The 25,948-nt window shown below is 72.1% G+C and carries 22 protein-coding genes and 1 pseudogene; 12 read left to right on the top strand and 11 right to left on the bottom strand.

Going from position 1 to position 25,948, the window contains the following annotated elements; translation table 11 throughout:
- Positions 1–142 precede the first annotated feature (142 nt).
- From ABZZ20_RS07200 to ABZZ20_RS07185, 4 genes are all read right to left on the bottom strand, one after another.
- Positions 143–1,606: an NCS2 family permease gene (locus ABZZ20_RS07200; protein WP_356867660.1), complete on the bottom strand. Its 1,464-nt coding sequence runs from the start codon at positions 1,604–1,606 to the stop codon at positions 143–145.
- Between the two features lie 353 nt (positions 1,607–1,959).
- Positions 1,960–4,365, bottom strand: coding sequence for a molybdopterin cofactor-binding domain-containing protein (locus tag ABZZ20_RS07195; protein ID WP_356867658.1), 2,406 nt, complete (start codon positions 4,363–4,365; stop codon positions 1,960–1,962).
- Positions 4,366–4,367: 2 nt separating this feature from the next.
- The gene (locus tag ABZZ20_RS07190; protein WP_356867656.1) at positions 4,368–5,009 is read right to left on the bottom strand and encodes a (2Fe-2S)-binding protein; all 642 of its coding nucleotides are present in this window, start codon (positions 5,007–5,009) and stop codon (positions 4,368–4,370) included.
- A 2-nt stretch (positions 5,010–5,011) separates the two neighbouring features.
- Positions 5,012–5,908 (bottom strand): xanthine dehydrogenase family protein subunit M, encoded by an 897-nt coding sequence (locus tag ABZZ20_RS07185; RefSeq protein WP_356867654.1) that lies wholly within the window; start codon positions 5,906–5,908, stop codon positions 5,012–5,014.
- Positions 5,909–6,162: 254 nt separating this feature from the next.
- Between ABZZ20_RS07185 and ABZZ20_RS07180 the strand changes: the two genes are divergently transcribed.
- The gene (locus ABZZ20_RS07180) at positions 6,163–7,842 is read left to right on the top strand and encodes a PucR family transcriptional regulator ligand-binding domain-containing protein (protein ID WP_356867652.1); all 1,680 of its coding nucleotides are present in this window, start codon (positions 6,163–6,165) and stop codon (positions 7,840–7,842) included.
- Positions 7,843–7,997: 155 nt separating this feature from the next.
- The gene (locus tag ABZZ20_RS07175) at positions 7,998–8,774 is read left to right on the top strand and encodes a hypothetical protein (RefSeq protein WP_356867650.1); all 777 of its coding nucleotides are present in this window, start codon (positions 7,998–8,000) and stop codon (positions 8,772–8,774) included.
- A gap of 55 nt (positions 8,775–8,829) precedes the next feature.
- Here ABZZ20_RS07175 and ABZZ20_RS07170 read toward each other — a convergent pair whose 3' ends face one another.
- Positions 8,830–9,495, bottom strand: a complete 666-nt coding sequence (locus ABZZ20_RS07170; RefSeq protein WP_356867648.1) for a GntR family transcriptional regulator — start codon at positions 9,493–9,495, stop codon at positions 8,830–8,832.
- Between the two features lie 302 nt (positions 9,496–9,797).
- On the opposite strand from ABZZ20_RS07170, the pseudogene ABZZ20_RS07165 reads away from it, so the two are divergent.
- Positions 9,798–9,965 (top strand): annotated as a pseudogene (locus ABZZ20_RS07165) ((2Fe-2S)-binding protein); the annotation flags it as partial.
- A 204-nt stretch (positions 9,966–10,169) separates the two neighbouring features.
- Positions 10,170–11,231: a DUF2637 domain-containing protein gene (locus ABZZ20_RS07160; protein WP_356867646.1), complete on the top strand. Its 1,062-nt coding sequence runs from the start codon at positions 10,170–10,172 to the stop codon at positions 11,229–11,231.
- An 82-nt stretch (positions 11,232–11,313) separates the two neighbouring features.
- On the opposite strand, the gene ABZZ20_RS07155 is transcribed toward ABZZ20_RS07160, so the two are convergent.
- The 3 genes from ABZZ20_RS07155 to ABZZ20_RS07145 all read right to left on the bottom strand — a co-directional run bounded on the left by ABZZ20_RS07155 (position 11,314) and on the right by ABZZ20_RS07145 (position 15,288).
- Positions 11,314–11,721, bottom strand: coding sequence for an ATP-binding protein (locus ABZZ20_RS07155; RefSeq protein ID WP_356867644.1), 408 nt, complete (start codon positions 11,719–11,721; stop codon positions 11,314–11,316).
- A 175-nt stretch (positions 11,722–11,896) separates the two neighbouring features.
- Positions 11,897–13,639, bottom strand: coding sequence for a pyruvate dehydrogenase (locus tag ABZZ20_RS07150; protein WP_356867642.1), 1,743 nt, complete (start codon positions 13,637–13,639; stop codon positions 11,897–11,899).
- 77 nt (positions 13,640–13,716) lie between these two features.
- Entirely contained in the window at positions 13,717–15,288 is a 1,572-nt protein-coding gene (locus ABZZ20_RS07145; protein ID WP_356867640.1) for a protein phosphatase 2C domain-containing protein, read from the bottom strand.
- 480 nt (positions 15,289–15,768) lie between these two features.
- On the opposite strand from ABZZ20_RS07145, the gene ABZZ20_RS07140 reads away from it, so the two are divergent.
- Together ABZZ20_RS07140 and ABZZ20_RS07135 are read left to right on the top strand one after the other, a co-directional pair.
- Positions 15,769–16,746 carry a helix-turn-helix domain-containing protein gene (locus tag ABZZ20_RS07140; RefSeq protein ID WP_356867982.1) on the top strand — a complete coding sequence of 326 codons (978 nt, stop codon included), beginning with the start codon at positions 15,769–15,771 and terminating at the stop codon, positions 16,744–16,746.
- Positions 16,747–16,770: 24 nt separating this feature from the next.
- The gene (locus tag ABZZ20_RS07135; protein ID WP_356867638.1) at positions 16,771–17,253 is read left to right on the top strand and encodes a DUF456 domain-containing protein; all 483 of its coding nucleotides are present in this window, start codon (positions 16,771–16,773) and stop codon (positions 17,251–17,253) included.
- A 201-nt stretch (positions 17,254–17,454) separates the two neighbouring features.
- Here the strand turns inward: ABZZ20_RS07135 and rsgA are convergent, their stop codons facing one another.
- Positions 17,455–18,558, bottom strand: coding sequence for a ribosome small subunit-dependent GTPase A (gene rsgA / locus ABZZ20_RS07130; RefSeq protein ID WP_356867636.1), 1,104 nt, complete (start codon positions 18,556–18,558; stop codon positions 17,455–17,457).
- Positions 18,559–18,908: 350 nt separating this feature from the next.
- On the opposite strand from rsgA, the gene ABZZ20_RS07125 reads away from it, so the two are divergent.
- Positions 18,909–19,304, top strand: coding sequence for a VOC family protein (locus tag ABZZ20_RS07125; RefSeq protein ID WP_356867634.1), 396 nt, complete (start codon positions 18,909–18,911; stop codon positions 19,302–19,304).
- Here ABZZ20_RS07125 and ABZZ20_RS07120 read toward each other — a convergent pair.
- Together ABZZ20_RS07120 and ABZZ20_RS07115 are read right to left on the bottom strand one after the other, a co-directional pair.
- The gene (locus ABZZ20_RS07120; RefSeq protein ID WP_356867632.1) at positions 19,241–19,981 is read right to left on the bottom strand and encodes a helix-turn-helix domain-containing protein; all 741 of its coding nucleotides are present in this window, start codon (positions 19,979–19,981) and stop codon (positions 19,241–19,243) included. The genes ABZZ20_RS07125 and ABZZ20_RS07120 overlap by 64 nt on opposite strands.
- A 27-nt stretch (positions 19,982–20,008) precedes the next feature.
- Positions 20,009–21,130: a YihY/virulence factor BrkB family protein gene (locus ABZZ20_RS07115; RefSeq protein ID WP_356867630.1), complete on the bottom strand. Its 1,122-nt coding sequence runs from the start codon at positions 21,128–21,130 to the stop codon at positions 20,009–20,011.
- Positions 21,131–21,147: 17 nt separating this feature from the next.
- On the opposite strand from ABZZ20_RS07115, the gene ABZZ20_RS07110 reads away from it, so the two are divergent.
- The 5 genes from ABZZ20_RS07110 (at position 21,148) to ABZZ20_RS07090 (ending at position 25,809) form a co-directional block, all read left to right on the top strand.
- Positions 21,148–22,791: an acyl-CoA dehydrogenase family protein gene (locus ABZZ20_RS07110; protein ID WP_356867628.1), complete on the top strand. Its 1,644-nt coding sequence runs from the start codon at positions 21,148–21,150 to the stop codon at positions 22,789–22,791.
- 339 nt (positions 22,792–23,130) lie between these two features.
- Entirely contained in the window at positions 23,131–24,414 is a 1,284-nt protein-coding gene (locus tag ABZZ20_RS07105; RefSeq protein ID WP_356867980.1) for a GAF domain-containing protein, read from the top strand.
- 13 nt (positions 24,415–24,427) lie between these two features.
- Positions 24,428–24,991: a GNAT family N-acetyltransferase gene (locus ABZZ20_RS07100; protein ID WP_356867626.1), complete on the top strand. Its 564-nt coding sequence runs from the start codon at positions 24,428–24,430 to the stop codon at positions 24,989–24,991.
- A gap of 310 nt (positions 24,992–25,301) precedes the next feature.
- Complete coding sequence (locus ABZZ20_RS07095; RefSeq protein ID WP_356867624.1) at positions 25,302–25,592, top strand: hypothetical protein; 291 nt, start codon at positions 25,302–25,304, stop codon at positions 25,590–25,592.
- 133 nt (positions 25,593–25,725) lie between these two features.
- Complete coding sequence (locus tag ABZZ20_RS07090; RefSeq protein WP_309550570.1) at positions 25,726–25,809, top strand: putative leader peptide; 84 nt, start codon at positions 25,726–25,728, stop codon at positions 25,807–25,809.
- Positions 25,810–25,948 lie beyond the last annotated feature (139 nt).

The raw sequence follows: 25,948 nt of genomic DNA, 5'->3' as shown, positions 1-25,948 counted from the left end.
GTGCGTCAGGCGCCGTGCGTCAGGCGCCGTGCGTCAGGCGCCGTGCGTCAGGCGCCGTGCGTCAGGCGCCGTGCGTCAGGCGCCGTGCGTCAGGCGCCGTGCGTCAGGCGTCGTGGGTCAGGTACGGTCACCTGCCGGCCGCCTACTTCACGCCGAGCCACGCCTCGATCGGGTGGAGGGCGAAGAAGACCAGGAAGACACCGGTCAGGACCCACATGAAGGCGCCGATCTCGCGGGCCTTGCCCTGCGCGACCTTGATGGCCACGTAGGAGACGACACCGGCGGCGACGCCCGGCGTGATCGAGTACGTGAAGGGCATGATCGCCACGGTCAGGAAGACCGGGATGGCGGTCGCGCTGTCGGACCAGTCCACGTGGCGGGCGTTCTGCATCATCATCGCGCCGATGACCACCAGGGCCGCGGAGGCGACCTCACCCGGGACGATCTGCGTGATCGGGGTGAAGAAGAGGCACAGCGCGAAGAAGAGGCCGGTCACGACGGAGGCGAGGCCGGTACGGGCTCCCTCACCGACGCCGGTGGCGGACTCGACGAACACGGTCTGGCCGGAGCCGCCCGTCAGGCCACCGATGGCGCCACCGGCACCGTCGATGAACAGGGCCGTGGACAGGCCCGGCATGCGGCCCTTGTCGTCGGCGAGCTTGGCCTCGGTGCCGACACCGATGATGGTGGCCATCGCGTCGAAGAAGCCGGCGAGGACGAGGGTGAAGACGATCATGCCGACCGTCATGACGCCGACGTCGCCCCAGCCCCCGAACTCGACCTTGCCGAAGAGCGAGAAGTCGGGCATCGAGACCGCGGGGCCGGCGAGCTCCGGCGCACCGTTCTTCCAGGCCTTCGGGTCGATGTCGGCCACGGCGTTGAGTATCGCCGCGAGGACGGTGCCGCCGACGATGCCGATCAGGATCGCGCCGGGAACCTTGCGGGCCTGCAGCACGAAGATGGCGAGCAGGGTGACGCAGAAGATCAGGACGGGCCAGCCGGCGAGCTCGCCGACCGAACCGAGCTGGACCGGGGGACCGAACTCGGAGCCCTTGCCGACGAAGCCGGCCTTCACGAGACCGATCAGGGCGACGAACATGCCGATGCCCATGGTGATCGCGTGCTTGAGCGCGAGCGGGATCGCATTCATGATCATCTCGCGGAGGCCGGTGACGACCAGGAGACAGATCACGACGCCGTACATCACGCACATGCCCATGGCCTGCGGCCAGGTCATCTGCGGGGCGACCTGCGAGGAGAGCACGCCGGAGACGGAGAGTCCGGCGGCCAGGGCGAGCGGGACCTTGCCCACGAAGCCCATGAGGAGCGTGGTCAGGGCCGCGGCGAAGGCGGTGGCCGTGATCAGGGCCGTCTGGCTCATGGTGTCTCCGGCGACGTCCTTGCCGGAGAGGATCAGCGGGTTGAGCAGGAGGATGTACGCCATGGCCATGAAGGTCGTGACCCCGCCACGAATTTCATTGCCGACGCTCGACCCTCTATGGGTGATGTGAAAGTACCGGTCGAGCCAAGAACGCCCGGCGGGGTTGCGAGAGCCGTCGCCGGCCTCTTCCGCGGTGGTCCTGGGCTCCACAGACGACTGGGTCATGGTGCCTAACTCCCAAGGTTCAAAGGGGCACCCGCATGAAGACTGGAGACGCGGGATTTGGGAAATGCCGTTCGGCTGCACGACCCGGGGTGACGGCCCGAGGCGACGCGAAGGTGCACTGCGTGTACTGCGGGTACTGCGGGGGTTCTGCGGTACGGATGGCGGCTCCGGGGTGCCGGGGCCACCGGGTCTTCCTGGGGGGTACGGCCGGCGGAACGGACCGCGAGCGGTGCGGATTCCCGTACGCCGGACTTCTTGCTCCGGGCGGTGCGACGGGAAGGGTGACGTTCCCGTGTCGCACCGCCCGGAGAGTCTGGGGTCCGGGGGCCCTGCGGCCCCCGGAGGGCGCAGTCCTAGAGGGTGCCGGTGAGGGCTTCCGGACGGATCGGCGTCTTGTTGAGCTCCAGACCGGTCGCCTGCCGGATCGCCGCGAGGACGGCAGGGGTGGACGACAGGGTGGGGGCCTCGCCCATACCGCGCAGGCCGTACGGCGCGTTCGGGTCGGCGAGCTCCAGGACGTCGACCGGAATGGTCGGGGTGTCGAGGATGGTCGGGATCAGGTAGTCCGTGAAGGAGGGGTTGCGCACCTTCGCGGTCTTCGGGTCCACGATGATCTCTTCCATGATCGCCACGCCGAGGCCCTGGGTGGTGCCGCCCTGGATCTGGCCGACGACGGAAAGCATGTTCAGGGCCTTGCCGACGTCCTGGGCGGTCGCGAGCTCGACGACCTTGACGAGGCCGAGCTCGGTGTCCACCTCGACCACCGCGCGGTGCGCGGCGAAGGTGTACTGAACGTGGCCGTTGCCCTGGCCGGTCTTCAGGTCGAAGGGGACGGTCGGGCGGTGGCGGAATTCGAGTTCGAGGTCGATCGCGTCCTCGCCCTCCAGGACGTCCGCGATGTCCGCGAGGACCTCGCCGCCGTCGGTGACGACCTTGCCGCCTTCGAGGAGCAGCTCCGCGGTCGCCCACGCCGGGTGGTACGAGCCGTTCTTGCGGCGGCCGATCTCCAGGACGGCCTCGCGCACGGCCTCACAGGTGTTCTTCACGGCGCCACCGGTCACGTACGTCTGCCGCGAGGCGGACGTGGAACCGGCGGAACCGACCTGCGTGTCGGCCGGGTGGATGGTCACCTGCGTGACGCCCAGCTCGGTACGGGCGATCTGCGCGTGGACGGTGACGCCGCCCTGGCCGACCTCCGCCATCGCCGTGTGGACCATCGCGACGGGCTCGCCGTTGATGACCTCCAGGCGCACCCGGGCGGTGGAGTAGTCGTCGAAGCCCTCGGAGAAGCCGACGTTCTTGATGCCGACCGCATAGCCGACGCCACGGACGACGCCCTCGCCGTGGGTGGTGTTGGAGAGGCCGCCGGGCAGCGCGCGGATGTCCGCGCCCTCGCCGGCCGTCTCCCACTGGCGCTCCGGCGGCAGCGGGCGGGCCTTGACCCGGCGCAGCAGCTCCGCGACGGGCGCCGGAGAGTCCACGACCTGGCCGGTGGGCATGATCGTGCCCATCTCCATGGCGTTGAGCTGGCGGAACTCGACCGGGTCCATGCCCAGCTTCGCCGCGAGCTTGTCCATCTGGGCCTCGTACGCGAAGCAGGCCTGGACGGCTCCGAAGCCGCGCATCGCGCCACAGGGCGGGTTGTTCGTGTAGAGCGCGATCGCCTCGATGTCGACGTCGTCGATGACGTACGGGCCGACGCTGAGGGAGGAGGCGTTGCCGACGACGGCCGGGGAGGCCGAGGCGTAGGCACCGCCGTCGAGCACGATCCTGCACTTCATGTGCGTGATCTTGCCGTCCTTGGTGGCGCCGTGTTCGTAGAAGAGCTTCGCCGGGTGACGGTGCACGTGGCCGAAGAAGGACTCGAACCGGTTGTAGACCATCTTGACCGGCTTGTTCGTGGCCAGGGCCAGCAGGCAGGCGTGGATCTGCATGGAGATGTCCTCGCGGCCGCCGAAGGCACCGCCGACGCCCGAGAGCGTCATGCGGACCTTCTCCTCGGGGAGACCGAGGACCGGGGCGATCTGCCGGAGGTCCGAGTGCAGCCACTGGGTGGCGACGTAGAGGTCGACACCGCCGTCCTCGGCGGGTACGGCCAGGCCGGACTCCGGGCCGAGGAAGGCCTGGTCCTGCATGCCGAAGGTGTACTCGCCCTCGACGATCACGTCGGCGCGCTTGCGGGCCTCCGCCACGTTGCCGCGGACGATCGGCTGGCGGTGCACGATGTTCGGGTGCGGGACGTGACGGGCGTGGTGGTCGTCGCGGCCCTCGTGGATCAGCGGCGCGCCGGCGGCCAGGGCGGAGGCCTCGTCCGTGACGAGCGGCAGCTCACGGTAGTCGATCTTGATCTTGGCGGCTGCACGACGGGCCGTCTCCGGGTGGTCGGCGGCCACGAGGGCGACCGGCTCTCCGTGGTGGCGCACCCGACCGTGGGCGAGGACCGGGGTGTCCTGGATCTCCAGGCCGTAGTTCTTCATCTCGGCCGGCAGGTCCGCGTACGTGAGGACGGAGTAGACGCCCGGCATCGCGAGGGCCTCGGAGATGTCGATCGAGGCGATCTCGGCGTGGGCGACGGTGCTGCGCAGGGTCTGGCCCCACAGCATGTCCTCGTGCCACATGTCCGAGGAGTACGCGAACTCACCGGTGACCTTGAGGGTGCCGTCCGGGCGGAGCGTCGACTCTCCGATGCCGCCCTTGTTGTGCTTCTGGGTGACGTTCGTCGGCGTACCGGCCGGAACCGTGCGGGTGTTCTGAGCCATGGTCAGACCGCCTCTCCCTGACGGGCGGCCGCCAGGCGGACCGCGTCGAGGATCTTCTCGTAGCCCGTGCAGCGGCAGAGGTTGCCGGACAGGGCCTCGCGGATGTCCTGGTCGGACGGGGAGCTGTTGGTCTCCAGCAGCGCATCGGCCTGCACGAGCAGACCCGGGGTGCAGAAGCCGCACTGCACGGCGCCGGCGTCGATGAACGCCTGCTGGACGGTGGAGAGCGGGGCGCCCTCGCCGGTCTGCGAGTCGCCGGCCCGCGGGCCGGGCCCGCCGGCGGACCCGTGCGCCTGCCACTGCTTGGCCTCGTCCAGGGAGACGCCGGCCCTGCCGCCGCAGCCACTGCCGGTGCCGGTGCCGCAGGCACCGCCGTGGCCGTGCTCCTCGCGCTGCTTGGCGAAGTCCGCAAGGCCCTCGACGGTCACGACGTCGCGGCCCTCGACCTGGCCGGCGGCGACGAGGCAGGAACAGACCGGCACGCCGTCGAGACGGACGGTGCAGGAACCGCACTCGCCCTGCTCGCAGGCGTTCTTCGAACCCGGCAGGCCCAGCCGCTCGCGCAGGACGTAGAGGAGGGACTCGCCCTCCCAGACGTCATCCGCTTCCTGCTGACGGCCGTTGACGGTGAAATTGACGCGCATGGTTACGCAGCCCCTTCAAGCGAGCGGCCGTTGCCGGTACCGCGGTACTGCTCCCAGGTCCAGACGAGCTGGCGGCGAGCCATGATGCCGACCGCGTGGCGGCGGTACTTCGCCGTGCCGCGGACGTCGTCGATCGGGTTGGCCGCGCCGGACGCGAGGTCACCGAACTGCTTGGCGATCGACGGGGTGATGACCTTTCCGGACTCCCAGAAGCCGCCCTCTTCGAGGGCGGCGTTCAAGAACTCCTCGGCGGCCTTCGCGCGGATCGGGGTCGGCGCTGCCGAACCGATGCCCGTGCGGACCGTGCGGGTCTCGGGGTGCAGTGCCAGACCGAACGCGCACACGGCGATGACCATCGCGTTGCGGGAGCCGACCTTGGAGTACTGCTGGGGGCCGTCCGCCTTCTTGATGTGGACGTTCTTGATGAGCTCGTCGGCGGCGAGCGCGTTGCGCTTGACGCCGGTGTAGAACGCGTCGATCGGGATCAGGCGGGAGCCGCGTACGGACTCCACCTCGACCTCGGCGCCCGCCGCGAGCAGCGCGGGGTGGGAGTCGCCGGCCGGCGAGGCGCAACCGAGGTTCCCTCCGACGCCGCCGCGGTTGCGGATCTGGGGGGACGCGACCGTGTGCGAGGCGAGCGCGAGACCGGGAAGCTCCGTGCGGAGGTTCTCCATGATCTGCGTGTACGGGACGGAGGCGCCCAGCCGGACCACGTCCTCGCCGACCTCCCACTCCCGCAGCAGGCCGATGCGGTTCAGGTCCAGGAGGTACTCCGGCCGACGGTGGTCGAAGTTGATCTCGACCATCACATCGGTGCCACCCGCGATCGGCACAGCTGTGGGGTGCTCTGCCTTAGCGGCGAGCGCCTCCTCCCAGCTGGCGGGGCGAAGGAAGTCCATGAGCGGCTCTCTTCTTCTTCATTGGGTCGTTCGCTTCAAGCCAGGAGGCCTAAAGGCCCTCGACTGGTCGTTCACGTGGTGTTAATGCGGTGTGGGGTCAGTACACAAGCAGCGCGTCCCCGTGGTGCAGTCACCGAAACCATGAAGGAGTTGGCTGGCGGCCTCCCTCGTCTTGTAGATTCGTATGAAAGGCAGGATGCAACGACCTGCCCGATTTCCAACGGCAACATTCGAGACAGATCGGCGGCGACACCATGCGGCTGCGCGCACTGCTGGAAACCGAGGCGCTGGGGCTGCGGCTGCTGGGCGGCGAGGACGAACTCGACCGGACGGTCCGCGGCGTCATGACGACCGACCTGAGGGATCCCAGCCGATACCTCACCGGGGGCGAACTCGTCCTCACCGGCCTGGCGTGGCGAAGAAATTCGGCCGACTCCGAGCCGTTCGTACGAATCCTGGCGAGCGCGGGCGTCGCGGGCCTGGCGGCCGGCGAGGCGGAGCTGGGAAACATCCCCGACGATCTCGTTTCAGCCTGTCGGCGCAACCGACTGCCCCTGTTCGCCGTGAACGAAGACGTTGCATTCGCCACGATCACCGAGTACGTGGTGCGACAGGTCTCCGGGGAGCGTGCGGGCGATCTGGCGGCCGTCGTGGACCGCCACCGCCGCCTGATGACCTCGGGTCCCGCGGGGGGTGGACCCGATGTGGTGCTCGATCTGCTCACCACCGACCTCGATCTGCACGCCTGGGTGCTGTCTCCCACGGGCCGGCAGATCGCCGGGGCAGGAGAACCCCTGGCTCCGGGCGTCTGTGCGGCGCTGGCCGGCGAGCACCTGGCGGCGGTCCGCACCGGGCGCAGGGGCCCGCACCGGATCTCCGTCCAGGGTATTACCTACTCCCTGTTCCCGATCAGGGGAGCGGGCCGGGGCCCGAGCGGTCAGGGCGCCCGTGACGTGCGCGAGAGCGTGCTCTCGGACTGGCTGCTGGCCGTCGAGGCGGACGCGGGCGACTGGCCCGCGGAGCGGCTCGACCTGCTCCAGGGCGTGACCCAGCTGATCGCGGTCGAACGGGAACGGCGCGACGCGGCCCGTACGGTGCGCCGGCGGCTCGCCCAGGAGGTGCTGGAGCTGGTCCAGACGGGCGCCGCACCCGCCGAGATCGCCGCCCGCCTGCGCGTGGCCGCCCCGGTACTGCTGCCCGGGCTGGCCACGGCCCCGCACTGGCAGGTCGTCGTGGCGCGGGTGGACTGGGAGGGCGGGGACGTGCCCGGCGGCCCGGTGGCCCAGTCGCTGCTGGAGGAGATCCTGGTCGACCCGTCGGTCTCGGGGCCCGAGCCCTCCGACCGGATCGCGGTGGCCCACGTGGGTGACGAGGCCATCGCGCTGGTGCCGCTGCCGGCCCTCGCCGGGGAGTCCGGGGAGGACAAGGGCCCGGAGGGCGCCCTGCACGCCGACGAGCTGCTCGCCACCGTACGGGACCCCCTGCAGGCGGGCCTGGCCGACGACGGCCGGCTCACGCTCGGCGTCAGCGCGGCCGTGCACTCCGCCGAGGGACTGCGCGGGGCGCTGGAGGAGGCCCGGCACGCCCGCCGGGTCGCCGCGGCACGCCCCGGCCGGGTCTGCGCGGCGGGCCACCACGAGCTGGCCTCGCACGTGCTGCTGCTGCCGTTCGTCCCGGACGACGTGCGCCGCGCCTTCACGGCCCGGCTGCTGGACCCGCTGCGCGACTACGACCGCCGCCATCGCGCGGAGCTCATCCCGACCCTCGAAGCGTTCCTGGACTGCGACGGCTCCTGGACGCGCTGTGCGTCGCGGCTGCACCTGCACGTCAACACGTTGCGCTACCGGGTCGGGCGAATCGAGCAGTTGACGTCGCGTGACCTCTCCCGGCTGGAGGACAAGCTCGACTTCTTCCTGGCACTGCGGATGAGCTGAGCGGATTCGGCCAGGGGGCTGTGGCGAAAGCCTGACACGACGTCCGGACTTTGTGAAAGAGTTCACCCGACCCCTTGGCCGGAGCCGTCGATCCGTGCTCTCATTTCGCCCCAGGGCTCGAAGACGTGCTGCTTGGTTGCTTTGGGGAGGGCAATGTGGCGGACACCGCCATGTCCGGTGCCGGATCTACCGGGGGAGACGACCCCCTCCAGCGGGCGATATGGCGGCTGCGCTCGCGCGGCTGTTGGACCGATGCGGCGGCGCTGCTGACGCCGCACGTGCACGACGCCGGTGCGGCCGTGCAGCGGACCGCGCTGCTGGTCGAACGGTGCCTTTTCACCGGCCAGGGCTGGGCGGAGGCGGAGGACGCGCTACGGATCGCGGAGGCGGTGGCCCGGGACGACGACGAACGGGGCGCGGCGGCCTGCGAGCGGGGGCAACTGGCGTACGCGGCGACCTTGCTCGGGGTCCGCGACCGTGCGGACGAGGCCCGTTCGGCGCTCGGCCGGGCGGCGGCGCTGCTGTCGCCGGGGTCGCGCACCCGTCCGCTGCTGGACTTCCGCCGGGGCTTGATCGCCGAGCACCTGGCCGACGCGCCGCAGTCCGCCCGCCCGGCGTACCGGCGGGCCCATGCGGGCGCGGTGGCCCACGGGGACACGTTGCTGCTGTCCTTCACCTGGCGCCACCTCGCTGCGCTGGCCCTGCGGGACGGCGAGGTGGCGGAGGCCCGGCACGGCTTCGCCGAATCCCTGCGCATCCGGGAGGAGCTCGGCTTCCTGATCGGTACGGCGCCGGCGCTGGCCGCCCTGGCCGAGGCCGAGCCGGAACCGGAGGCCGCCCGCCTCCGGGCGGAGGCCCGCCGCCTGTTCCAGCTCCTGGGCGGCATCCCCACCTGGCTCGCGGACCAGCTCCACCCGGCTCCGGCCACCTGAAGCGGCCGGCCGACCGTGCTTGCGCCCGCCGCCGCGGCACGCCGCCGCGGCGCGGTCAGGCGCCGGCGAAGTGTTCGCGCACCAGGGATTCGACCACCGCAAGGTCACCCGCGATGAGGGCCTCCAGCAGGGCCGAGTGTTCCGCCGCATCCGCGACGAGATCAGCGCGGCGGATCCGCGGGGCTCCGGGGAGCGGCCACTGGGCCCTGCGATGGAGGTCCTCCGCCACCTGGACCAGTTGGTCGTTGCCGCCCAGGGCGAGGACTTCTCGGTGGAAGGCCCGGTCCGCGTCCGCATAGCCCGGGAGGTCACCGGCCGCGGCGGCCTCGGCCGTGGCTGCCGCCGCCGGGCGCAGCGCCGACCAGGCCTCCGCCGGGACCGTGCGGGCCAGCCGCAACATGACCGGGACCTCCAGCAGCGCGCGGACCTCCGCCAGCTCCGCCTGGGCCCGCGGCGTACGCGACAGCACCCGGAAGCCCCGGTTCGGGAGGCATTCCACCGCGCCTTCCAGCGCCAGCTGCTGCATCGCCTCGCGCACCGGCGTCGCGGAGACACCGAAGCGCTCTCCCAGCGCCGGGCCGGAGTAGATCTGGCCGGGTACCAGGTCCCCGTCGACGAGCGCGGCGCGCAGCGCGTCGAGGACCTGCCCGCGCACCGAATGGCGCAGCACCTTCTGCGTCGGGATCAGCGCCGACACCCTGACGTGGGCCGCTCCGTGCACTCGGTCCTCCTGTGGGTCTCGACCTGGCCGGTCCCGAGGATAGGCGAATCGGTCCGGCAGGTGGGGGCACGGCACATTCAAGGTCGAGCAAGGTAAGGCTTACCTTCATTGCTCGTGGCTGCGCGAATCGGTGGTTCCACCATGCCCGACGACTCCATCAACGCCCCGCCCCGGCCTGCTCCCCGGTGGCGGACGCGTACGCACGCCCGCCCGGGGCGCGCCGAGCCACGACCGAACCGGAGTCGCTGCTGCCCCGCGGGGCGGCCCCGCACTCCGCCGGCCGTCACTGGTCGGGGCCTCCGGGAGGGGCCGGGTTCCGGACGCTCCGCGGGCCGGGTGGCGAGCCGCTGCTCACCCGGAACCGGGCCAGCTGTTGCCTCTTCCACACGGTCCGCCCCGAGGACACCTGCGCCACCTGGCCCCGAACCTGCGACGCGGACCGCATCGCCCGCCTCACGGCTGCCGCCTGACCTCTCAACCCACTCGTACGGCTGACCGTAATCGAACACAACTAGGTCCGCACGTACGGCAGTTCGAGCCACAACGCCCTATCCGGCGGGCCACGCCCCTCGATGGCGTCCACTTGCCCCGAAACCTGCATGCCGAGGCGATCTCCTGCGTAACCATGGCACCCGGAAGGCCGCATACGCGAGGCAGAGGCAAGGGACATCCGCATGAGACTGACCGACATATCGCTGGACTGGCTGCTGCCCGGCAGCCTGCTGATCCTGGGCGTACTTGCGGCAGTTGCGGTACTGGCCCGGAGCAAGAGGGAAGGCGACAAGGCCGCGGCCGAGGACACCTGGGAGCGCAGCGAGGAACGGCGGCGGCGCAAGGAAGCCGTCTACGGAACCGCCTCCTACGTCCTTCTCTTCTGCTGTGCCGCGGTGGCCGCCGCGCTCTCCTTCCACGGACTGGTCGGCTTCGGCCGGCAGAACCTGAACCTCACCGGAGGCTGGGAGTACCTGGTCCCCTTCGGCCTCGACGGCGCCGCCATGTTCTGCTCGGTGCTCGCCGTCCGCGAGGCGAGCCACGGTGACGCGGCCCTCGGCTCCCGCATGCTGGTCTGGCTGTTCGCCGGCGCGGCCGCCTGGTTCAACTGGGTGCACGCACCGCGCGGCATGGGCCACGACGGCGCCCCCCAGTTCTTCGCCGGGATGTCGCTGTCGGCGGCCGTCCTCTTCGACCGCGCCCTCAAGCAGACCCGCCGGGCGGCCCTGCGCGAACAGGGCCTGATCCCGCGGCCGTTGCCGCAGATCCGGATGGTCCGCTGGCTCCGGGCGCCCCGGGAGACCTTCGGCGCCTGGTCGCTCATGCTGCTGGAGGGAGTCCGTACCCTCGACGAGGCCGTGGAAGAGGTGCGCGAGGACAAGCGGGAGCGGGAGCAGGACCGCCACCGCCGGCGGGACCAGAACAGGCTGGACCGGGCCCGCATCAAGGCCCTGGGCCGGCAGAACCGAGCATTCGGGCGCGCCCGCGCCCGCCAGGTCGACGTGCCGGGGTTGGCCCCCGGGTCGGGCTCCGCGCCGGTCGGCGCGGAGCCGGCCATAGCGGAAACGGGACAACTGCCCGCACCGCGCCGCCGGCCCTCTCTCCAGGCCGTGACCGGAACCGAGATCGCTGAGGTGACCGGCCCCCGGACGGTGGACCTCACCGCCGAGGACGACACCCAGACGATTCCCCGACTCGACTCGCTGGAGCGCAAACTCAAGGACCTTGAGCAGCAGTTCGGCTGACCGGCCCTGACCCGGAGCGCCCTACCCGAAGCGATGGAGGTCCCCGCCCGGCCGGGCGGGGACCTCCATCGCTTCGGGCGCCTCACGCTCCTTCGTACGCCCCGCCGAACGCACCGTCCAGTTCGAACCAGACCACCTTGCCGCCGGCCTGCGCGGCAGCATCCACGCCCCACGCGGCGGCGAGGGCCTGCACCAGCATCAGTCCCCGGCCGTGCGTACCGTCGTCGACGGTCGGTACGTACGGTCGGGGCCGGCGCGCGGCGTGGTCCCGGACCTCCACCCGCAACCGGTCGGCCGCGAGCATGGCGGACACCTCCGCACCCTGGTCGGTGTGGACGAGGGCGTTCGTGACGAGCTCGGTGATCAACAGTTCGGCCACCTCCGCGATGTCGGCCCGACATCGGTGGCGCATCAACTCCCGTAACGCCCTGCGGACTTCGCCCACCGCTTTGAGATCCGCCCGACGGACGCTACGGGTGATCTCCAGCACGTCCACCGCTCCCCCGTCCTCGACGGACGGTTCACGCGGTACGGGCCACCCTCTTCTCCACTGCTTTCCGGTCTTCGCCCCCACCCGCACGGCGATGCCCCTCCCCCGTGTCCCATGGCTCTCGAACTGGTCTACGGGATGCATGCCCGCCGGTGCCCCCGGCACTCCTGCGGGCTTACGGGCGAGGCACGTTGCGCAGGTTGGATCGAGCCATCTGGATCATCCGGCCCACCCCTCCGTCCAGCACGATCCTGCTGGCGGAAAGTGCAAAACCGGTCACCATCTCGGCACTGATCTTCGGCGGAATGGACAGGGCGTTGGGGTCAGTCACCACGTCCACCAGAGCGGGGCCCTTGTGCCGGAACGCATCCCTCAAAGCACTGCTGAGCTGCTTGGGCTTCTCCACCCTGATCCCGAATGCACCCGCGGCGCGGGCGATCGCCGCGAAATCCGTCTTCCGGTTCGTCGTTCCGTACGAGGGAAGTCCGGAAACCAACATCTCCAACTCGACCATTCCGAGTGATGAGTTGTTGAAGAGGACCACTTTGACGGGCAGGTCGTACTGCACCAGGGTGAGGAAATCTCCCATCAGCATGGAGAAACCGCCGTCGCCCGACATCGACACCACTTGACGACTGCGGTCGGCGAACTGTGCGCCGATGGCCTGCGGGAGGGCGTTGGCCATCGAGCCGTGGCTGAAGGAGCCGATGATGCGCCGCTTGCCGTTCGGGGAAAGATAGCGCGCCGCCCATACGTTGCACATGCCCGTGTCAACGGTGAACACGGCTTTCTCGTCGGCGAGTTCGTCGAGCACCGAGGCCACGTACTCGGGGTGGATCGGGGTGCGCTTCTCCACCTTCCGCGTGTAGGCCTTCACCACCCCCTCCAGGGCGTCCGCGTGCTTCTTCAGCATCCGGTCCAGGAAGCGTCGGTCCGTCTTGGGCCGCACCCGGCTGTTCAGGGCGCGCAGGGTCTCCCGTACGTCTCCCCAGACGCCGAGTTCCAGTTGGGAACGCCGGCCCAGGTGTTCCGGGCGGATGTCCACCTGGACGATCTTCACGTCGTCGGGCAGGAAGGCGTTGTACGGGAAGTCGGTACCCAGCAGGATCAGCAGGTCGCACTCGTGCGTGGCCTCGTAGGCCGCGCCGTAACCCAGCAACCCGCTCATGCCGACGTCGTACGGATTGTCGTACTGGATCCACTCCTTGCCCCGCAGGGCGTGCCCGACCGGCGCCTTGACCCGGCCGGCGAACTCCATCACCTCGGCGTGCGCCCCGGCCGTGCCGCTGCCGCAGAACAGCGTGACCCGGTCGGCCTCGTCGATCAGCCGGACCAGCTTCTCGATCTCCCCGTCGCCGGGACGCACGGTCGGCCGGGCGGTCACCAGCGCGTGCTCGACGCTCTTGTCCGGGGCGGGCAGGGAGGCGATGTCGCCGGGCAGCGAGATCACGCCGACTCCGCTGCGGCCGACGGCGTGCTGGATGGCGGTCTGGAGCACCCGGGGCATCTGCTTCGGGTTCGAGATCAGCTCGCTGTAGTGGCTGCACTCGGTGAACAGCCGGTCGGGGTGGGTCTCCTGGAAGTAGCCGAGGCCGATCTCGCCGGACGGAATGTGGGAGGCGAGGGCGAGCACCGGGGCCATCGACCGGTGGGCGTCGTAGAGGCCGTTGATCAGGTGCAGGTTGCCGGGACCGCAGGAGCCGGCGCAGGCGGCGAGCCGGCCGGTGATCTGGGCCTCCGCTCCGGCCGCGAAGGCGGCCGTCTCCTCGTGCCGGACCTGGATCCACTCGATGCCGTCCGTACGGCGGATGGCGTCCACGATCGGGTTCAGGCTGTCGCCGACGACCCCGTACATCCTGCGCACGCCGGCGCGCACCAGGATGTCGACGAACTGATCCGACACGCTCTGCTTGGCCATGGAGAAGGCGCCCTTCCGGTTCGGCTCTGCCGCTGCCCTTGCCGTGTACGCCTTCCATCCATGCACGTTCCGTGCGGTTACGCCTCCCAGACCGCGGCGGCCGTCCGGTCGTCGGCGTACCCCTTGAGGCGGAGTTGGGTGTCCGCGAGGAAGGCCGCGAGGCCCGGTGGCTCCGCACCCGCCCAGCGGGCCGCGAGTTCGGCCGAAAGGAGGCCCTCCTCCCGCAGGGGGTCGGCGAGCCCCCCGGAGCAGAGCAGCAGCGTGTCCCCGGGCCGGGCCACCGCCGCCCGGAACCGGAAGCTCTCGGCCGCTTCCTCCCCCGGCCCTGCCGGCTCCAGGTCCTGCCACTGGCCCGCCCGCAGCCGGAACAGCCCGCCTGCACCCGCGCCGAAGCAGACCCGGGTCCTGCACTCCGGATCGATGGGGAGCAGCAGGACGCGCAGGCCGGCGGTGTACGCGTCCTCCGGGAGCCCGAGCTCGATGGCACGTGCCCGCAGCCGGCCGTAGCCACGGTCGGTGAGCCGCTGGAGGCCCGAGCGCAGGTCTTCGCGGCGGCCGGCACGGATGTCGTCGGCCAGCCGCTCCCGGCTCCGGCCGACGGCCGCCGCGATCCAGCGGCACACCTCCGCGGCGGCCTCGGCGGCCCCGGGAGCGGCCCGGTCCCCGCCCGCGACGGCCGCCAGCACGAGGGCGTCGTCGCCGGTCCCGAAGCGGGCGGTGAGCAGGAAATCGCGACGGGCCTCGCCGCGGAAGCGGGCGGAGTCCCCGCGCACCGAGGCGGCGCGCAGCGTGTACGTCCCGTGCCGGGCCCCTTCGAGGACGGTATCGGGCACCAACGCGTCCAACGCGCCCGGATCGGCCACGGGCAGCGCACCGGGGTCGGCGGCGTAGGTCGGCGCCCGATCCCCGAGGTGGCGCACCTCGGGCCGCTGGCCGCCGCCCGGCTCGGACCACGGCCCGGTTCCGACGGCGCCGCCCCCGGCCGTCACGGGTCCGGGCCACGGCCGGGGACCCCCGGGACCGTCCACCGTGGTCTGCCCGGCTCCGGCGTCGGGCGCGGGCCCGAACCCGGGACCGGCACCGGGTGCAGTCCGTGGCCCCGGATCGAATCCGGACTCCAGCCCAGGTCCGGGCCCGGCTGCGGGCCCGGCCGTCATGGGGGACCCGGCTCCCGCTCCCGCTCCCGCTCCCGCTGGGGAAACGCCCTCGGTGCCCGCTCGGGGCACGGGCCCCGCCCCGAGCTGCCATCCGGCGGTGCGCCAGGGGTCCGCGACCGCGGGGGACGCGTCCCAGGCGGCAGCGGGGTACGGGGGCTCCTCCTGGGGGACGCGGCGCCCGACCGGCGGTTCCTCCGGGAGCGCGGGGGGCACGGTCACGCTCCCGAGGCCGTACCCGGTCGTACCCGGCTCCCTGGGGTCCCGGGGCGGCGGCTCCGGGGCGGCCTCCCGGCGCGGCCCCGGCAGTACGGCGTGCGGTGGCGGCACCGGGGGCAGCGCATCGGGGGCTCCGGGTGGGGCCGCCGGCGGGGTCGTCAGGACCGACGCCGAGTGGAACCGGCTCTCCAGCGTGTCCCCCGGGTCCGGGTCCGTGCCCCCGTCCGGGTCCTCGTACAGCTTCTGCCACCAGTCGTCCGCGCCCTGCTGACTCATGGGCCCATTCTCGGCCCCCCGGAGCGGCGAAAAACGCCGAATACACGAAATGGGGTCCACAGGGCCGCCGCCCGGTGGACCCGATCCGCATCCCTCGTACGACCTCACGGATGTCGCACGCACGCACCACCGTCCGGGTGACGTCAGCGCCGTTCGTGTCGGTCAGTTCGTCAACGCCCCCGGCGCGTACCCCGCGTGTCCGGTGACGGCCGGGACGGCCACGGCGGGCACCCGTGCCGGGCGCGAGATCGGACGCATCGCACTCCCCAGGTGAATACCCACCAACTACCGCCCAAATGCTGCATTGCACGGCAAAGCCGCCGCGCAAGTGACCTCTGACCAGCGGATGTTGGTGATGCGGTGGTGACACCCTGGCAGAGATGCGGGGGTACGGCGATGATGTTGGAGGCGGGTTTGCGCCGTGGCCGCTTCCCGCCAACGTGGGACGGCGCGGAAGGGTTGAGACGTGGGGTGGACGGGTTGCTGGGTGCGATAGGCCTGGACGAGGGCCAGGAGTCGGCGTACCGCGCGCTGGTGGCGCTGGGTGCGGCGGAGGTGCCGGACCTCGCGCACCGGCTGACGCTGCCGGTGCCACACACCGAACGGGCGTTGCGTCATCTGGAGCGGCACGGTCTGGCGGCGCAGTCCTCGACCCGGCCGGGGCGCTGGGTGGCGGCTCCGCCGGGGGTGGCGTTGGAGGCGCTGCTGACGCAGCAGCGGCACGAGCTGGAACGGGCGGAGTTGGCGGCGGCGCTGCTGGCCGAGGAGTACCGGGCGGAGGCATCCGAGCCCGCGGTCCACGACCTGGTGGAGGTGGTGACGGGCGCGAGCGCCTTGGCGCACCGCTTCCACCAGCTCCGGCTGGGCGCGGTGGAGGAGGTGTGCGCGCTGGTCAGCGGCCGGCCGCAGGTGGTCCTGGGGACGGAGAACGAGCCGGAGGAACGGGCCTCCGTACGGGGTGTCGAGTACCGGGTGGTGATCGAGCGGGAGGCACTGGCCCTGCCGACCGGAATCAGGGAGGCGTCGGCGGCGCTCGCACGGGGCGAACGCGTTCGGGTGACGGGAGAGGTCCCGACGAAGCTGGTGATCGCTGACCGGTCCCTGGCGATGGTCCCGCTGACGGCGCGCGGGGCGGAGCCGGCGGCCCTGGTGGTGCACGCGTCGGGGCTGCTGGAGTCCCTGATGGGCCTCTTCGAGGCGGTGTGGCGGGAGGCGCTGCCGCTGCGGCTGGGGTCGACGGGGGCGGCGGAGGAGTCGGCGGGTGGGCCGGACACCACCGATCTGGAGATCCTCACGCTCCTGCTGGCGGGGATGACGGACGCGAGCGTGGCGAAGCACCTGGAGTTGGGGCTGCGGACGGTGCAGCGGCGGGTCAAGGGCCTGATGGAGCTGTCCGGGGTCACGACGCGGCTCCAGCTGGGCTGGCACGCGTACGAACGGGGCTGGGTGGCCCGATAGCCCCAGGTCAGGCAGGCTGAGCAGATGGATCTGCCTCAGCTGTTCCTGGTGGGGCTGGTGCTGCTGCTCGGGGTGGTCGGGGTGATGATTCCGGGCGTTCCGGGGACCTGGCTGGTCTGGGCGGGAGTGCTGTGGTGGGCGCTCCACCTGCGGTCGGTGCTGGCGTGGTCCCTGCTGGTCTCGACGACGGCGCTGCTCCTGGTGGTGCAGGTGATCAAGTGGCTGCTGCCGCCCCGACAGCTGCGGGGCGTGGGCGCCACCCCCCGGATGGCGGTGTACGCCGGGACCGGCGCGCTCCTCGGCTTCGTGCTGGTGCCCGTGCTGGGGGCGGTGCCGGGGTTCGTGGGGGGCATCTACCTGTGCGAGCGGCTGCGGCTCGGCACGCACGGGCAGGCCCGGGCCTCGGTACGGGCGGTGATGCGGGCGCTGGGAACGAGCGTGTTGGTGGAGCTGTTCGCGTGCCTGATGGTGGTGGGGGCCTGGGTGGGTGCGGTACTGGCCGGCTGACCTCCGTCGGGGATCGTGCGCGGGGACGCGTACGCCGATCCCACCCCTTCGGGGGACCCCGGCGGGTGTTCAGCTGGGGCCTGGACGACTGAGGCCTTCGACGCGGGCGGCCTCGCCGCGGCCCCGCCCCGGCCCCGCCCCCGTTCCCGGGCGTGCTCAGGAACAGGGCGCGGGGCGCGGGGCGCGGCGAGCAGGGCGGGGTCAGAAGCGGCCGTTGTGCTTGGCCGCGTAGTTGGCCCGGCCCTCGGCGGACTTCATGCGCCAGTCCCGGCGGATGTCCGCCCGCAGCCGCGCGTCCGTCTTGGCGACGATCCGCTGGTTCTCCCGCAGCAGCTTGCGGTAGCTCTCCAGCCGCCGCTGCGGCAGTGCGCCGCTCTCCACCGCTTCGAGCACCGCGCAGCCCGGTTCGGCCTCGTGCGCGCAGTCGGGGAACCGGCACTCGGCCGCGTACTCCTCGATTTCCGAGAAGACCTGGCCGACCCCGGCCTCGGCGTCCCACAGGCCGACGCCCCGCAGCCCCGGCGTGTCGATCAGGACGCCTCCGCCGGGCAGTGCCAGCAGGTTGCGCGTGGTCGTGGTGTGGCGGCCCTTGCCGTCCACGTCACGGGTGGCCTGGACCGCCATGACGTCCGCGCCGAGCAGTGCGTTGGCCAGCGTGGACTTGCCGGCGCCCGAGGTGCCGAGCAGCACGCTCGTACCGCTCGCGACGACGGCCGCCAGTACGTCCGTGCCCTCCCCGGTGAGGGAGGAGACGGTGAGGACGTCGACGCCCGGCGCCGCGGTCTGCACGTCCTGGACGAGGTGCGAGAGGGTCACCGGGTCCGGTACCAGGTCCGCCTTGGTCAGGACGACCAGCGGCTGCGCGCCCGACTCCCAGGCGAGCGCGAGGAAGCGCTCGATGCGGCCCAGGTCGAGCTCGACGGCCAGGGAGACCGCGATGATCGCGTGGTCGGCGTTGGCGGCGAGGATCTGTCCCTCGGACCGCTGGGAGGAGGTGGACCGCACGAAGGCGGCCCGGCGCGGCAGGTACGCCTTCACGTAGCGGGGGTTGCCCGCCGCTTCGACCGCGGCCCAGTCACCGGTGCAGATGACGCGGAGCGGGTCGTGCGGGGTGACGAAGGCGGTGTCGGCGCGGACGATGCCGTCCGCGGTCATGACGTCGCACTGGCCGCGGTCGACCCGTACGACGCGCCCGGGGACCAGGCCCTGTGCGGCGTACGGGGCGAATTCGGCCTCCCACGCGTCGTCCCAGCCGAAGGGGGCGAGGGCGTGCGAGGACGAAGAGGAAGGAGAAGAGAAAGACAAGAGGAAACCCTTCACAGGGTGGCCCCGGCAGCGCGTGCTCGGTGGCGCGCGAAGAAGTGTGGGATCAGCCGGAGACCACGGAAGTGACATTGATGGTCTTCTGGGCGCGAACGGTGCCCTGCATGACGACAGTCATCAATGAACTCACCTCCGGGTCTTACACATGCTGAATGTTTCCCTGCCGATCGGCGGGAACACGTTCACCGTACCAAGTGGCCTTCCGCGCACGCCAATTCTTTTCCGGCCGCCTCCGCTTCCACTTTCCGGCCATCTCCGCGACGCGCTCGCGTCCACCGCCGCGTGTCCGATTCGTTCAAGACCGCCGAGCCGGCGTCTCCTAGCCTGGCCGCATGACTCCCCGACTCGACATGATCGGCCTGGTCGTCTCCGACATGGCCGCCTCGCTCGCCTTCTACCGTCGCCTGGGTCTGGACGTTCCGGCCGGGGCCGACGAACAGCCGCACGTGGAGGCCGTCCTCCCCGGCGGGCTCCGGATCGCCTGGGACACCGAGGACGTGATCCGCTCCTTCGACCCGTCGTGGACCCCGCCGACCGGGGGCGGCCGACGGGAACTGGCGTTCCTGTGCGACTTCCCCGCCGCGGTGGACGCGCTGTACGCGGAACTGACGGACGCCGGGTACGCGGGCCACCTGAAGCCCTGGGACGCCGTCTGGGGGCAGCGCTACGCCGTCGTGCTCGACCCCGACGGCTGCGGGGTCTCCCTGTTCGCCCCCGCCGAGGCGTAGGAGGCCGCGTAGGCCCCCGGGGTGGTGCCGGCCAGGGCCCTCACCTCACGGGCGAGGTGTGCCTGGTCCGCGTATCCGGCCCGGTACGCCACCTCGGCCTGCGCCAGCCCCTGGCGGGTCAGAGCCAGCGCCCGCTGCAGCCGCAGCACCCGTCCCAGCGTGCGGGGTCCGTAGCCGAACGCGTCGAGCGAGCGCCGATGCAGCTGGCGCGCCCCGAGGCCGACCGCCGCGGCGACGGCGGCCACCGACTCCCCCGCGCGGAGCCCTGCCGCGACGCGTGCGGCGAGGGGGTCCGGTGGCGCGCTCCGGGCCGCGCGACCGCGGGCCAGCCACTCCAGCCCCTCGCACGGACACGCGTACGCACTCACCTGCTCGGCGAGGCGGCGCACCTGCGGGCCCGGCCAGAGGTCGGCCAGCTCGACCCGGCGGTCACGCAGCTCGTGCGCCGGCACGCCGAGCAGCGCGGGGGCCGTGCCCGGGGCGAACCTCAACCCGGCAAAGGCGCCGCCCGGTACCTCACCGGCGGGGTGCGGCCCGGTGTCGGGGCCTGCCACCAGCAGCCGTCCGTCGATCCACAGCAGGTCCATGCAGCCGTCGGGCAGCACCGGCCCGCCGGGCGCCCCGGCACGCCACACGATCGCGCCGGGCACCCATCGGGACGGCCGCTCCTCGTACACAGCGCCAGGCTACGGCGGGTGCCGCGGTCAGTGCTTGCGCAGACGGGAGGTGTAGTCCTCCGGCGGCAGGAAATTCGACCAGCGCTCCGGGAACTCCGACGGCATCTCGCCGTCGCCGTCCTCGTCGTCCTCCGACTCGCCCTCGGCCAGCGCCCGCCAGGCGGCGGCCCGCGCGACCAGTTGCGCGGCCTCCGCCTCCCGGGCCCGCTCGTTCGCCTCGCGGGCCGCCGCGGTCGCCAAGGACGGCCAGACCCGGTCGATGGCGGCGTTCACGGCCGCGCCGACCAGGACCGCGAAGGCCGAGACGCCGATCCACAGCAGCACCGCGACCGGGGCGGCCAGCGATCCGTAGATGGTCGGGCCCTCGACCGTGTTCGTGAGGTAGATCCGCAGCAGGAACGAGCCCAGCACCCACATGGCCAGCGCCACCAGCGCCCCCAGCACGTCCTCGATCCACGGCGAGCGCACGGGTACGGACACGTGGTACAGCGTGGTCAGGAAGGCGATGGACAGCAGGGTGACGGTCGGCCAGTAGAGCACCGCGATCACTTCCGTGCTCCAGGGCAGCCAGCGGACGACCGCGTCCGGCCCGGCCACCATCAGCGGAAGCACGATCGCACCGATCACGAGCGCGATCACGTACAGCAGGAAGGACAGCAGCCGGGTCTTGACGATGCCGCGCTGGCCGTCGAGCCCGTACATCACGGTGATGGTGTCGATGAAGACGTTGACGGCCCGGGACCCCGACCACAGGGCGAAGGCGAAACCCAGGGAGACCAGGTCGGGGCGACCGCCCCGGGTCACGTCGTCGAGCATCGGTTTCGCGATCTCGTTGACGCCGCGGTCGGAGAGCACCGTGCCGACCGCCCGCAGGATGTTCTCTTCGATGGAGGCCACGAACGTGCCACCGGTCCAGCCGTCCACGTACCCGAGCAGGCCCAGCAGGCCGAGGAACAGCGGCGGCAGCGACAGGAGCGTGAAGAACGCCGCCTCGGCCGCCAGACCGAGGATGCGGTACTCGATGCACGAATTGACGGTGTCCTTCAGCAGCAGCCACGCCATCTTGCGCTTGGAGACGTTGCGGTAGAGGGCGCGGGCCCGGTGGAGCCGCCCTGGGATCCGCTCGGGTGTTTCTTTTGCTGGCTGCACGTCCTTACGGTATCCGCATGTCAGCCACCACCCACACAGTCACCAACCAGGCTCCTCCCCTGGTCGGCCACGACGTCTACAACGGCGACCGGGCCCTTCGCGAGGGCGTGGAGCGGCACCTGTCGGCCGCGACGCCCGAACTCCTCGGCGAGGTACGGGAGGAGCTCTCGGAACTCGGACGGGCCACCGGATCGGCGCAGGCACAGCGGTGGGGAGCGCTGGCGAACGAGAACCCTCCGAAATTGCGCACGCACGACCGGTACGGCAACCGGATCGACGAGGTGGAGTTCCACCCGGCGTGGCACCGGCTGCTCGGGCACGCCGTGAGTGCCGGGCTCACCGATGCGTGGGGGCGGCCGGCCGGCCACCTGCGGCGCGCGGCCGGGTTCTTCGTGTGGTCGCAGGCCGAGTCGGGGCACGGCTGCCCGGTCTCGATGACCCATGCGGCCGTGCCGGCGCTGCGCACGGACCCGGAGCTGGCCGCGGAGTGGGAACCGCGGCTGACCTCGCACGTGTACGAGGAGGGGCTCAGGCCGGCCGGGCAGAAGGCCGGGGTGCTCTTCGGCATGGGGATGACGGAGAAGCAGGGCGGCAGCGACGTACGGGCGAACACGACGGCGGCTCAGCCGCTGGACGCGGCGGGCGAGTACCTGCTGACGGGGCACAAGTGGTTCTGCTCGGCGCCGATGTCAGACGGGTTCCTGGTGCTGGCGCAGGCTCCGGGCGGGCTGAGCTGCTTCCTGGTGCCGCGGGTGCTGCCGGACGGCACGCGCAACCCGTTCGCGATCCAGCGGCTGAAGGACAAGCTCGGCAACAGGTCGAACGCATCGAGCGAGGTCGAGTTCGACGGGACCTGGGCGCGCCGGGTCGGCGAGGAGGGGCGCGGCGTGCGGACCATCATCGGGATGGTCGCGGCCACCCGGCTGGACTGCGTCCTGGGCTCGGCCTCGCTGATGCGGCAGGCACTGACGCAGGCCGTGCACCACTCCGAGCACCGCTCCGCTTTCGGAGCGCGGCTCATCGAGCAACCGCTGATGCGCAACGTACTGGCAGACCTCGCCCTGGAATCGGAGGCCGCCACCACACTGGCGCTGCGCCTCGCCGCCGCCTACGACGCGGGGACGGAACAGGAGCGGGCGTTCCTGCGCCTCGCGGTGCCCGCTGCGAAGTACTGGGTGACCAAACGCTGTACGCCGATGGTGGCAGAGGCGCTGGAGTGCCTGGGGGGAAACGGCTACGTCGAAGAGTCGGGAATGCCGAGACTGCTGCGCGAATCCCCGCTGAACTCGATCTGGGAGGGCTCGGGCAACGTACAGGCCCTGGACGTCCTGCGGGCGCTCCAGCGGGAGCCGCAGGCGCTGAACGCCTTCCTCCAGGAGGTCGGGCTGACGCGCGGCGCCGACCACCGGCTGGATTCGGCCATCAAGGGCCTGCTGACGGAGCTGGCGGACCTGGAGGGCATCGAGGCGCGGGCGCGCCGCGTGGTGGAACGCATCGCCCTGGTGCTCCAGGGATCACTGCTCGTGCGCTGGGCCCCGCCGGAGGTGGCGGACGCGTTCTGCGCCTCGCGCCTGGGCGGCGACGGGGGCGCGGCCTTCGGCACGCTGCCGCACAGTCTGGGGCTCGGCGCGATCGTGGAACGGGCGCGGATCGCGGACTAGGCGTGGTCCCCAAACCGCTCCGCGCCCGGATCCGAGCCCGTTGACCGAGATCAGGGGTGGCGCCGCGCCGACTCGGCACCGCCCCTGATCCGAAAGCCCCGAGGAGGAGCCATCACGCCGCAAGGCGACGTCCCGACAGTTTCATTCGGGTGACCGGGACTTGGCGAGGGTTGCGTACCGTTGCAACCCTCTGAGTCGGAACCCTCCGCCGCGCATGCCGGGGGAAGCAGTACGCGCGGACGACCCGGGCGGGTTCCCTCGTACGTCCTGTTCCGCACGGGGAGGTTTCCGGTGGCCCACACCGCAGGCAGCACGGTCGATGTGGCACGCATCTCGGCCATGGACGCGCGGGAGGCGGCGCGCCTGCTCAAGGGGGTACGAGCAGCCGTGCTGGCGGGGGACGAGCTGCCTGCGGCTCCCCGCCCGGAGATCGCCGAGTCCTGGCGGCGGATGCTGGCCGGCGGGGTGCACCCGGACCGGGACGCGCGCTCCCGGATGCTGTCGGCGGCCGAAACCGAGGAGCGCAGACAGGTCTCGCCGCTGCGGGAGGTCCTGCCGGTGTTGCGCGAGGGGCTGCTGCCGACCCTGGACACCGCACTGCACATCCTGGTCGTCGCCGATGCGGACGGGCGGCTGCTGTGGCGGGAGGGGGCCCCGTCGATCCTGCGCAAGGCGGACCGGCTCGGGTTCTCGGTGGGCGCCGACTGGGGCGAGGCGGTGGTCGGCACCAACGGGGTGGGCACGGCCCTGGTGACCAGGCAGCCCGTACATGTGTTCTCGGCGGAGCACTTCGTCTCCAGCCATCACGACTGGACGTGCGCGGGGGCGCCGGTGCGGGACCCGCGGGACGGGCAGCTGCTGGGGGTGGTGGACGTCAGCGGGCCGCTGGCCACCATGCACCCGGCCACGCTGGCGTGGGTGAGCTCGGTGGCCCGGCTCGCGGAGCGGGAGCTGCGGGTCCGGCACCTGGAGTCCCTGGAGCGGCTGCGGTCGATCGCGGCGCCGCTGCTGGCCCGGCTGCCGGGCCGGGCGCTGGCCGTGGACCCGCACGGTTGGGCGGCGGCGGTCACGGGCCTCGCCCCGACGGACCGGATCCCGCTGCCGAAGGGCTTCGGCCCGGGTCGGGTGTGGGTGCCGCAGCTCGGGGACTGCGTGGTGGAGCCGCTGCCGGGCGGCTGGCTGCTGCGCATCGCGGAGGTCCCCGGCACGGCCACGGCGGCGAGCAGGGTCGTCCTGGACCTGAGCCGTCCGCGGGCGTGGTCGGTGACGGTGTACGGGGCCGCCGGGAGCTGGTCGCAGGAGCTGAGCCCGCGCCACGCGGAGTTGCTGTTCCTGCTGGCGGAGAGCCCGCGGGGACGCTCGGCGGCGGAGCTGTCCGCGGAGCTGTTCGGCGACCCGACGCGCACGGTGACGGTCCGCGCGGAGCTCTCCCGGGTACGGCGGCATCTCGGCGGGGTCCTGACCCGCCGCCCGTACCGCTTCGCGGACGATGTGGAAGTGGAGGTGATCCGCCCCGAAGACCCGGCGGCGTTGCTGCCGCACTCCACCGCACCGGCGGTGATCGGGGCCCGGCTGGGCCGCTCGGGCCCGGGGGTACCCTCCGGCGGCGGGTGGCGGATGTGATTCCCTGACCTGCATGAGCACCATCACACTCACCACGTGGTCGCTGGAAATGACCTCGGCGCAGGACCTGGTCCGGGCGGCGGTCCCAGGACCCGAGATCCACGTCCAGCGGGCGGAGGTCCCCTCGCCGGAGTTCAGCCGCTTCCTCTACGCCTCGGTCGGCGGCGACATCCACTGGACGGACCGGCTGTCGCTGACCCGTGCGCAGTGGGTGGAGCAGCTGGGCCGGCCGGGCGTGGAGACGTGGGTCGCGTACGAGCGCGGCACGCCGGCGGGCTACGTGGAACTCGACCCCCAGCCGGACGGTGCGGTGGAGATCATGTACTTCGGGCTCCTCCCGGAGTTCCGGGGGCGCCGCATCGGTGGCCACCTGCTGTCGGTGGGCGTGGCCGCGGCCTGGTCCCTGGCGGACCGCTGGCCCGAGCGCGAACCGACCCGCCGCGTGTGGCTCCACACCTGCAGCCAGGACGGCCCGACGGCGATGGACAACTACCTGCGGCGCGGTTTCAAGCTCTTCAAGACCGAGACGGAAGAGAAGGAAGACACCCCCACACCGGGCCCCTGGCCGGGAGCCTGACCCCGTGGGTCGGCGTGGCGCCGGGCGGGCGGGGACTCCAGCGGCGCATGCTGGACGTCCGTCGAACGCAGGCGAGGTCCATGAGCGCCGCACGTCCACCGGATCCGGCCGACGAGCCGGACCCGGTCACCCCGCAGGACGGGGAGCCCGGCAACCGCCCGAAAACTGCGGAACCCTCCGCGGCGTCCAGGCGCCGAGCGCGCTGGCTGTCCGGCTCATACCGCCGGCAGAGCCACATCGTGGCGATCATCTCCCGGAAGCCGGCGCCACCGCCTTCGAATCTCCAGAACGTCGAGACCCCCAACACTCCGTGGTCACCACCCGCCTCACCATGCAGTACGCCGATCCCGCCGCCCGGGCGTCCGATGGATTCGTCCATTTCGAGGGCACGGTCAGCGGGCTGGACCCCGACTCGACCGTCTGCGCGATGGTCCGGCGGGCTGGCGAGCGCGAGCACTGGCCGGTCGAGCTCGCCGACGTCGAGGACGGGCTTCGGCAGGGCGGCCCCGACGCGGACGGCATCGAGACCTCGGCCCCCTTCCGCCCGGCCGCTCCCGCGCCGTCCGCGCCGTCCGCGCCGTCCGCCACCCGGACTCACTGACCGTACGACCGGGGGCCACCGGAGTCCGGCCCAGCACGTGACCCCCGTCACGTTGTCCCACTATGCGGGACTGCATCGTCCGCATGGTGGACAGTAGTGGACTCCTCCAATCGGCACATGACACGCTTCCGCCATGAATGGAGCTGGAATTGCCTTGGTGAGTCGGCGGCACGTCGACCTCGGCCGCATGTCCAGCGCCATCTGTCCGGCGAGCTGACCGAACCAGCCACCGCCGCAGAGCGCCCCGCACACCGTCGTCGCGGAGGCGCCACCCCCTGCAAGCCCCCCGAAGGCCGAGCACCGCCCTGACCACCGGCACAACCGGAAACGGGCGGCGATCAGCCGCATCTGCTCAG

The sequence above is a fragment of the Streptomyces sp. NPDC006430 genome, assembly GCF_040612395.1.
In the GTDB taxonomy this organism is placed as follows: domain Bacteria; phylum Actinomycetota; class Actinomycetes; order Streptomycetales; family Streptomycetaceae; genus Streptomyces.
Note: the sequence above shows the minus strand (reverse complement) of the source record. Positions and strands in the feature narration are given on the sequence as shown.

Bases quoted from the DNA above. Each gene is read 5' to 3' on its own strand.
- ABZZ20_RS07150 (WP_356867642.1), bottom strand. From the start codon at position 13,639: ATGGCCAAGCAGAGCGTGTCGGATCAGTTCGTCGACATCCTGGTGCGC.
- ABZZ20_RS07180 (WP_356867652.1), top strand. From the start codon at position 6,163: ATGCGGCTGCGCGCACTGCTGGAAACCGAGGCGCTGGGGCTGCGGCTG.
- ABZZ20_RS07100 (WP_356867626.1), top strand. From the start codon at position 24,428: ATGAGCACCATCACACTCACCACGTGGTCGCTGGAAATGACCTCGGCG.
- ABZZ20_RS07135 (WP_356867638.1), top strand. From the start codon at position 16,771: ATGGATCTGCCTCAGCTGTTCCTGGTGGGGCTGGTGCTGCTGCTCGGG.
- ABZZ20_RS07190 (WP_356867656.1), bottom strand. From the start codon at position 5,009: ATGCGCGTCAATTTCACCGTCAACGGCCGTCAGCAGGAAGCGGATGAC.
- ABZZ20_RS07195 (WP_356867658.1), bottom strand. From the start codon at position 4,365: ATGGCTCAGAACACCCGCACGGTTCCGGCCGGTACGCCGACGAACGTC.
- ABZZ20_RS07105 (WP_356867980.1), top strand. From the start codon at position 23,131: ATGGACGCGCGGGAGGCGGCGCGCCTGCTCAAGGGGGTACGAGCAGCC.
- ABZZ20_RS07185 (WP_356867654.1), bottom strand. From the start codon at position 5,908: ATGGACTTCCTTCGCCCCGCCAGCTGGGAGGAGGCGCTCGCCGCTAAG.
- ABZZ20_RS07125 (WP_356867634.1), top strand. From the start codon at position 18,909: ATGACTCCCCGACTCGACATGATCGGCCTGGTCGTCTCCGACATGGCC.
- ABZZ20_RS07145 (WP_356867640.1), bottom strand. From the start codon at position 15,288: ATGAGTCAGCAGGGCGCGGACGACTGGTGGCAGAAGCTGTACGAGGAC.
- ABZZ20_RS07160 (WP_356867646.1), top strand. From the start codon at position 10,170: ATGAGACTGACCGACATATCGCTGGACTGGCTGCTGCCCGGCAGCCTG.
- ABZZ20_RS07090 (WP_309550570.1), top strand. From the start codon at position 25,726: ATGAATGGAGCTGGAATTGCCTTGGTGAGTCGGCGGCACGTCGACCTC.
- ABZZ20_RS07200 (WP_356867660.1), bottom strand. From the start codon at position 1,606: ATGACCCAGTCGTCTGTGGAGCCCAGGACCACCGCGGAAGAGGCCGGC.
- ABZZ20_RS07110 (WP_356867628.1), top strand. From the start codon at position 21,148: ATGTCAGCCACCACCCACACAGTCACCAACCAGGCTCCTCCCCTGGTC.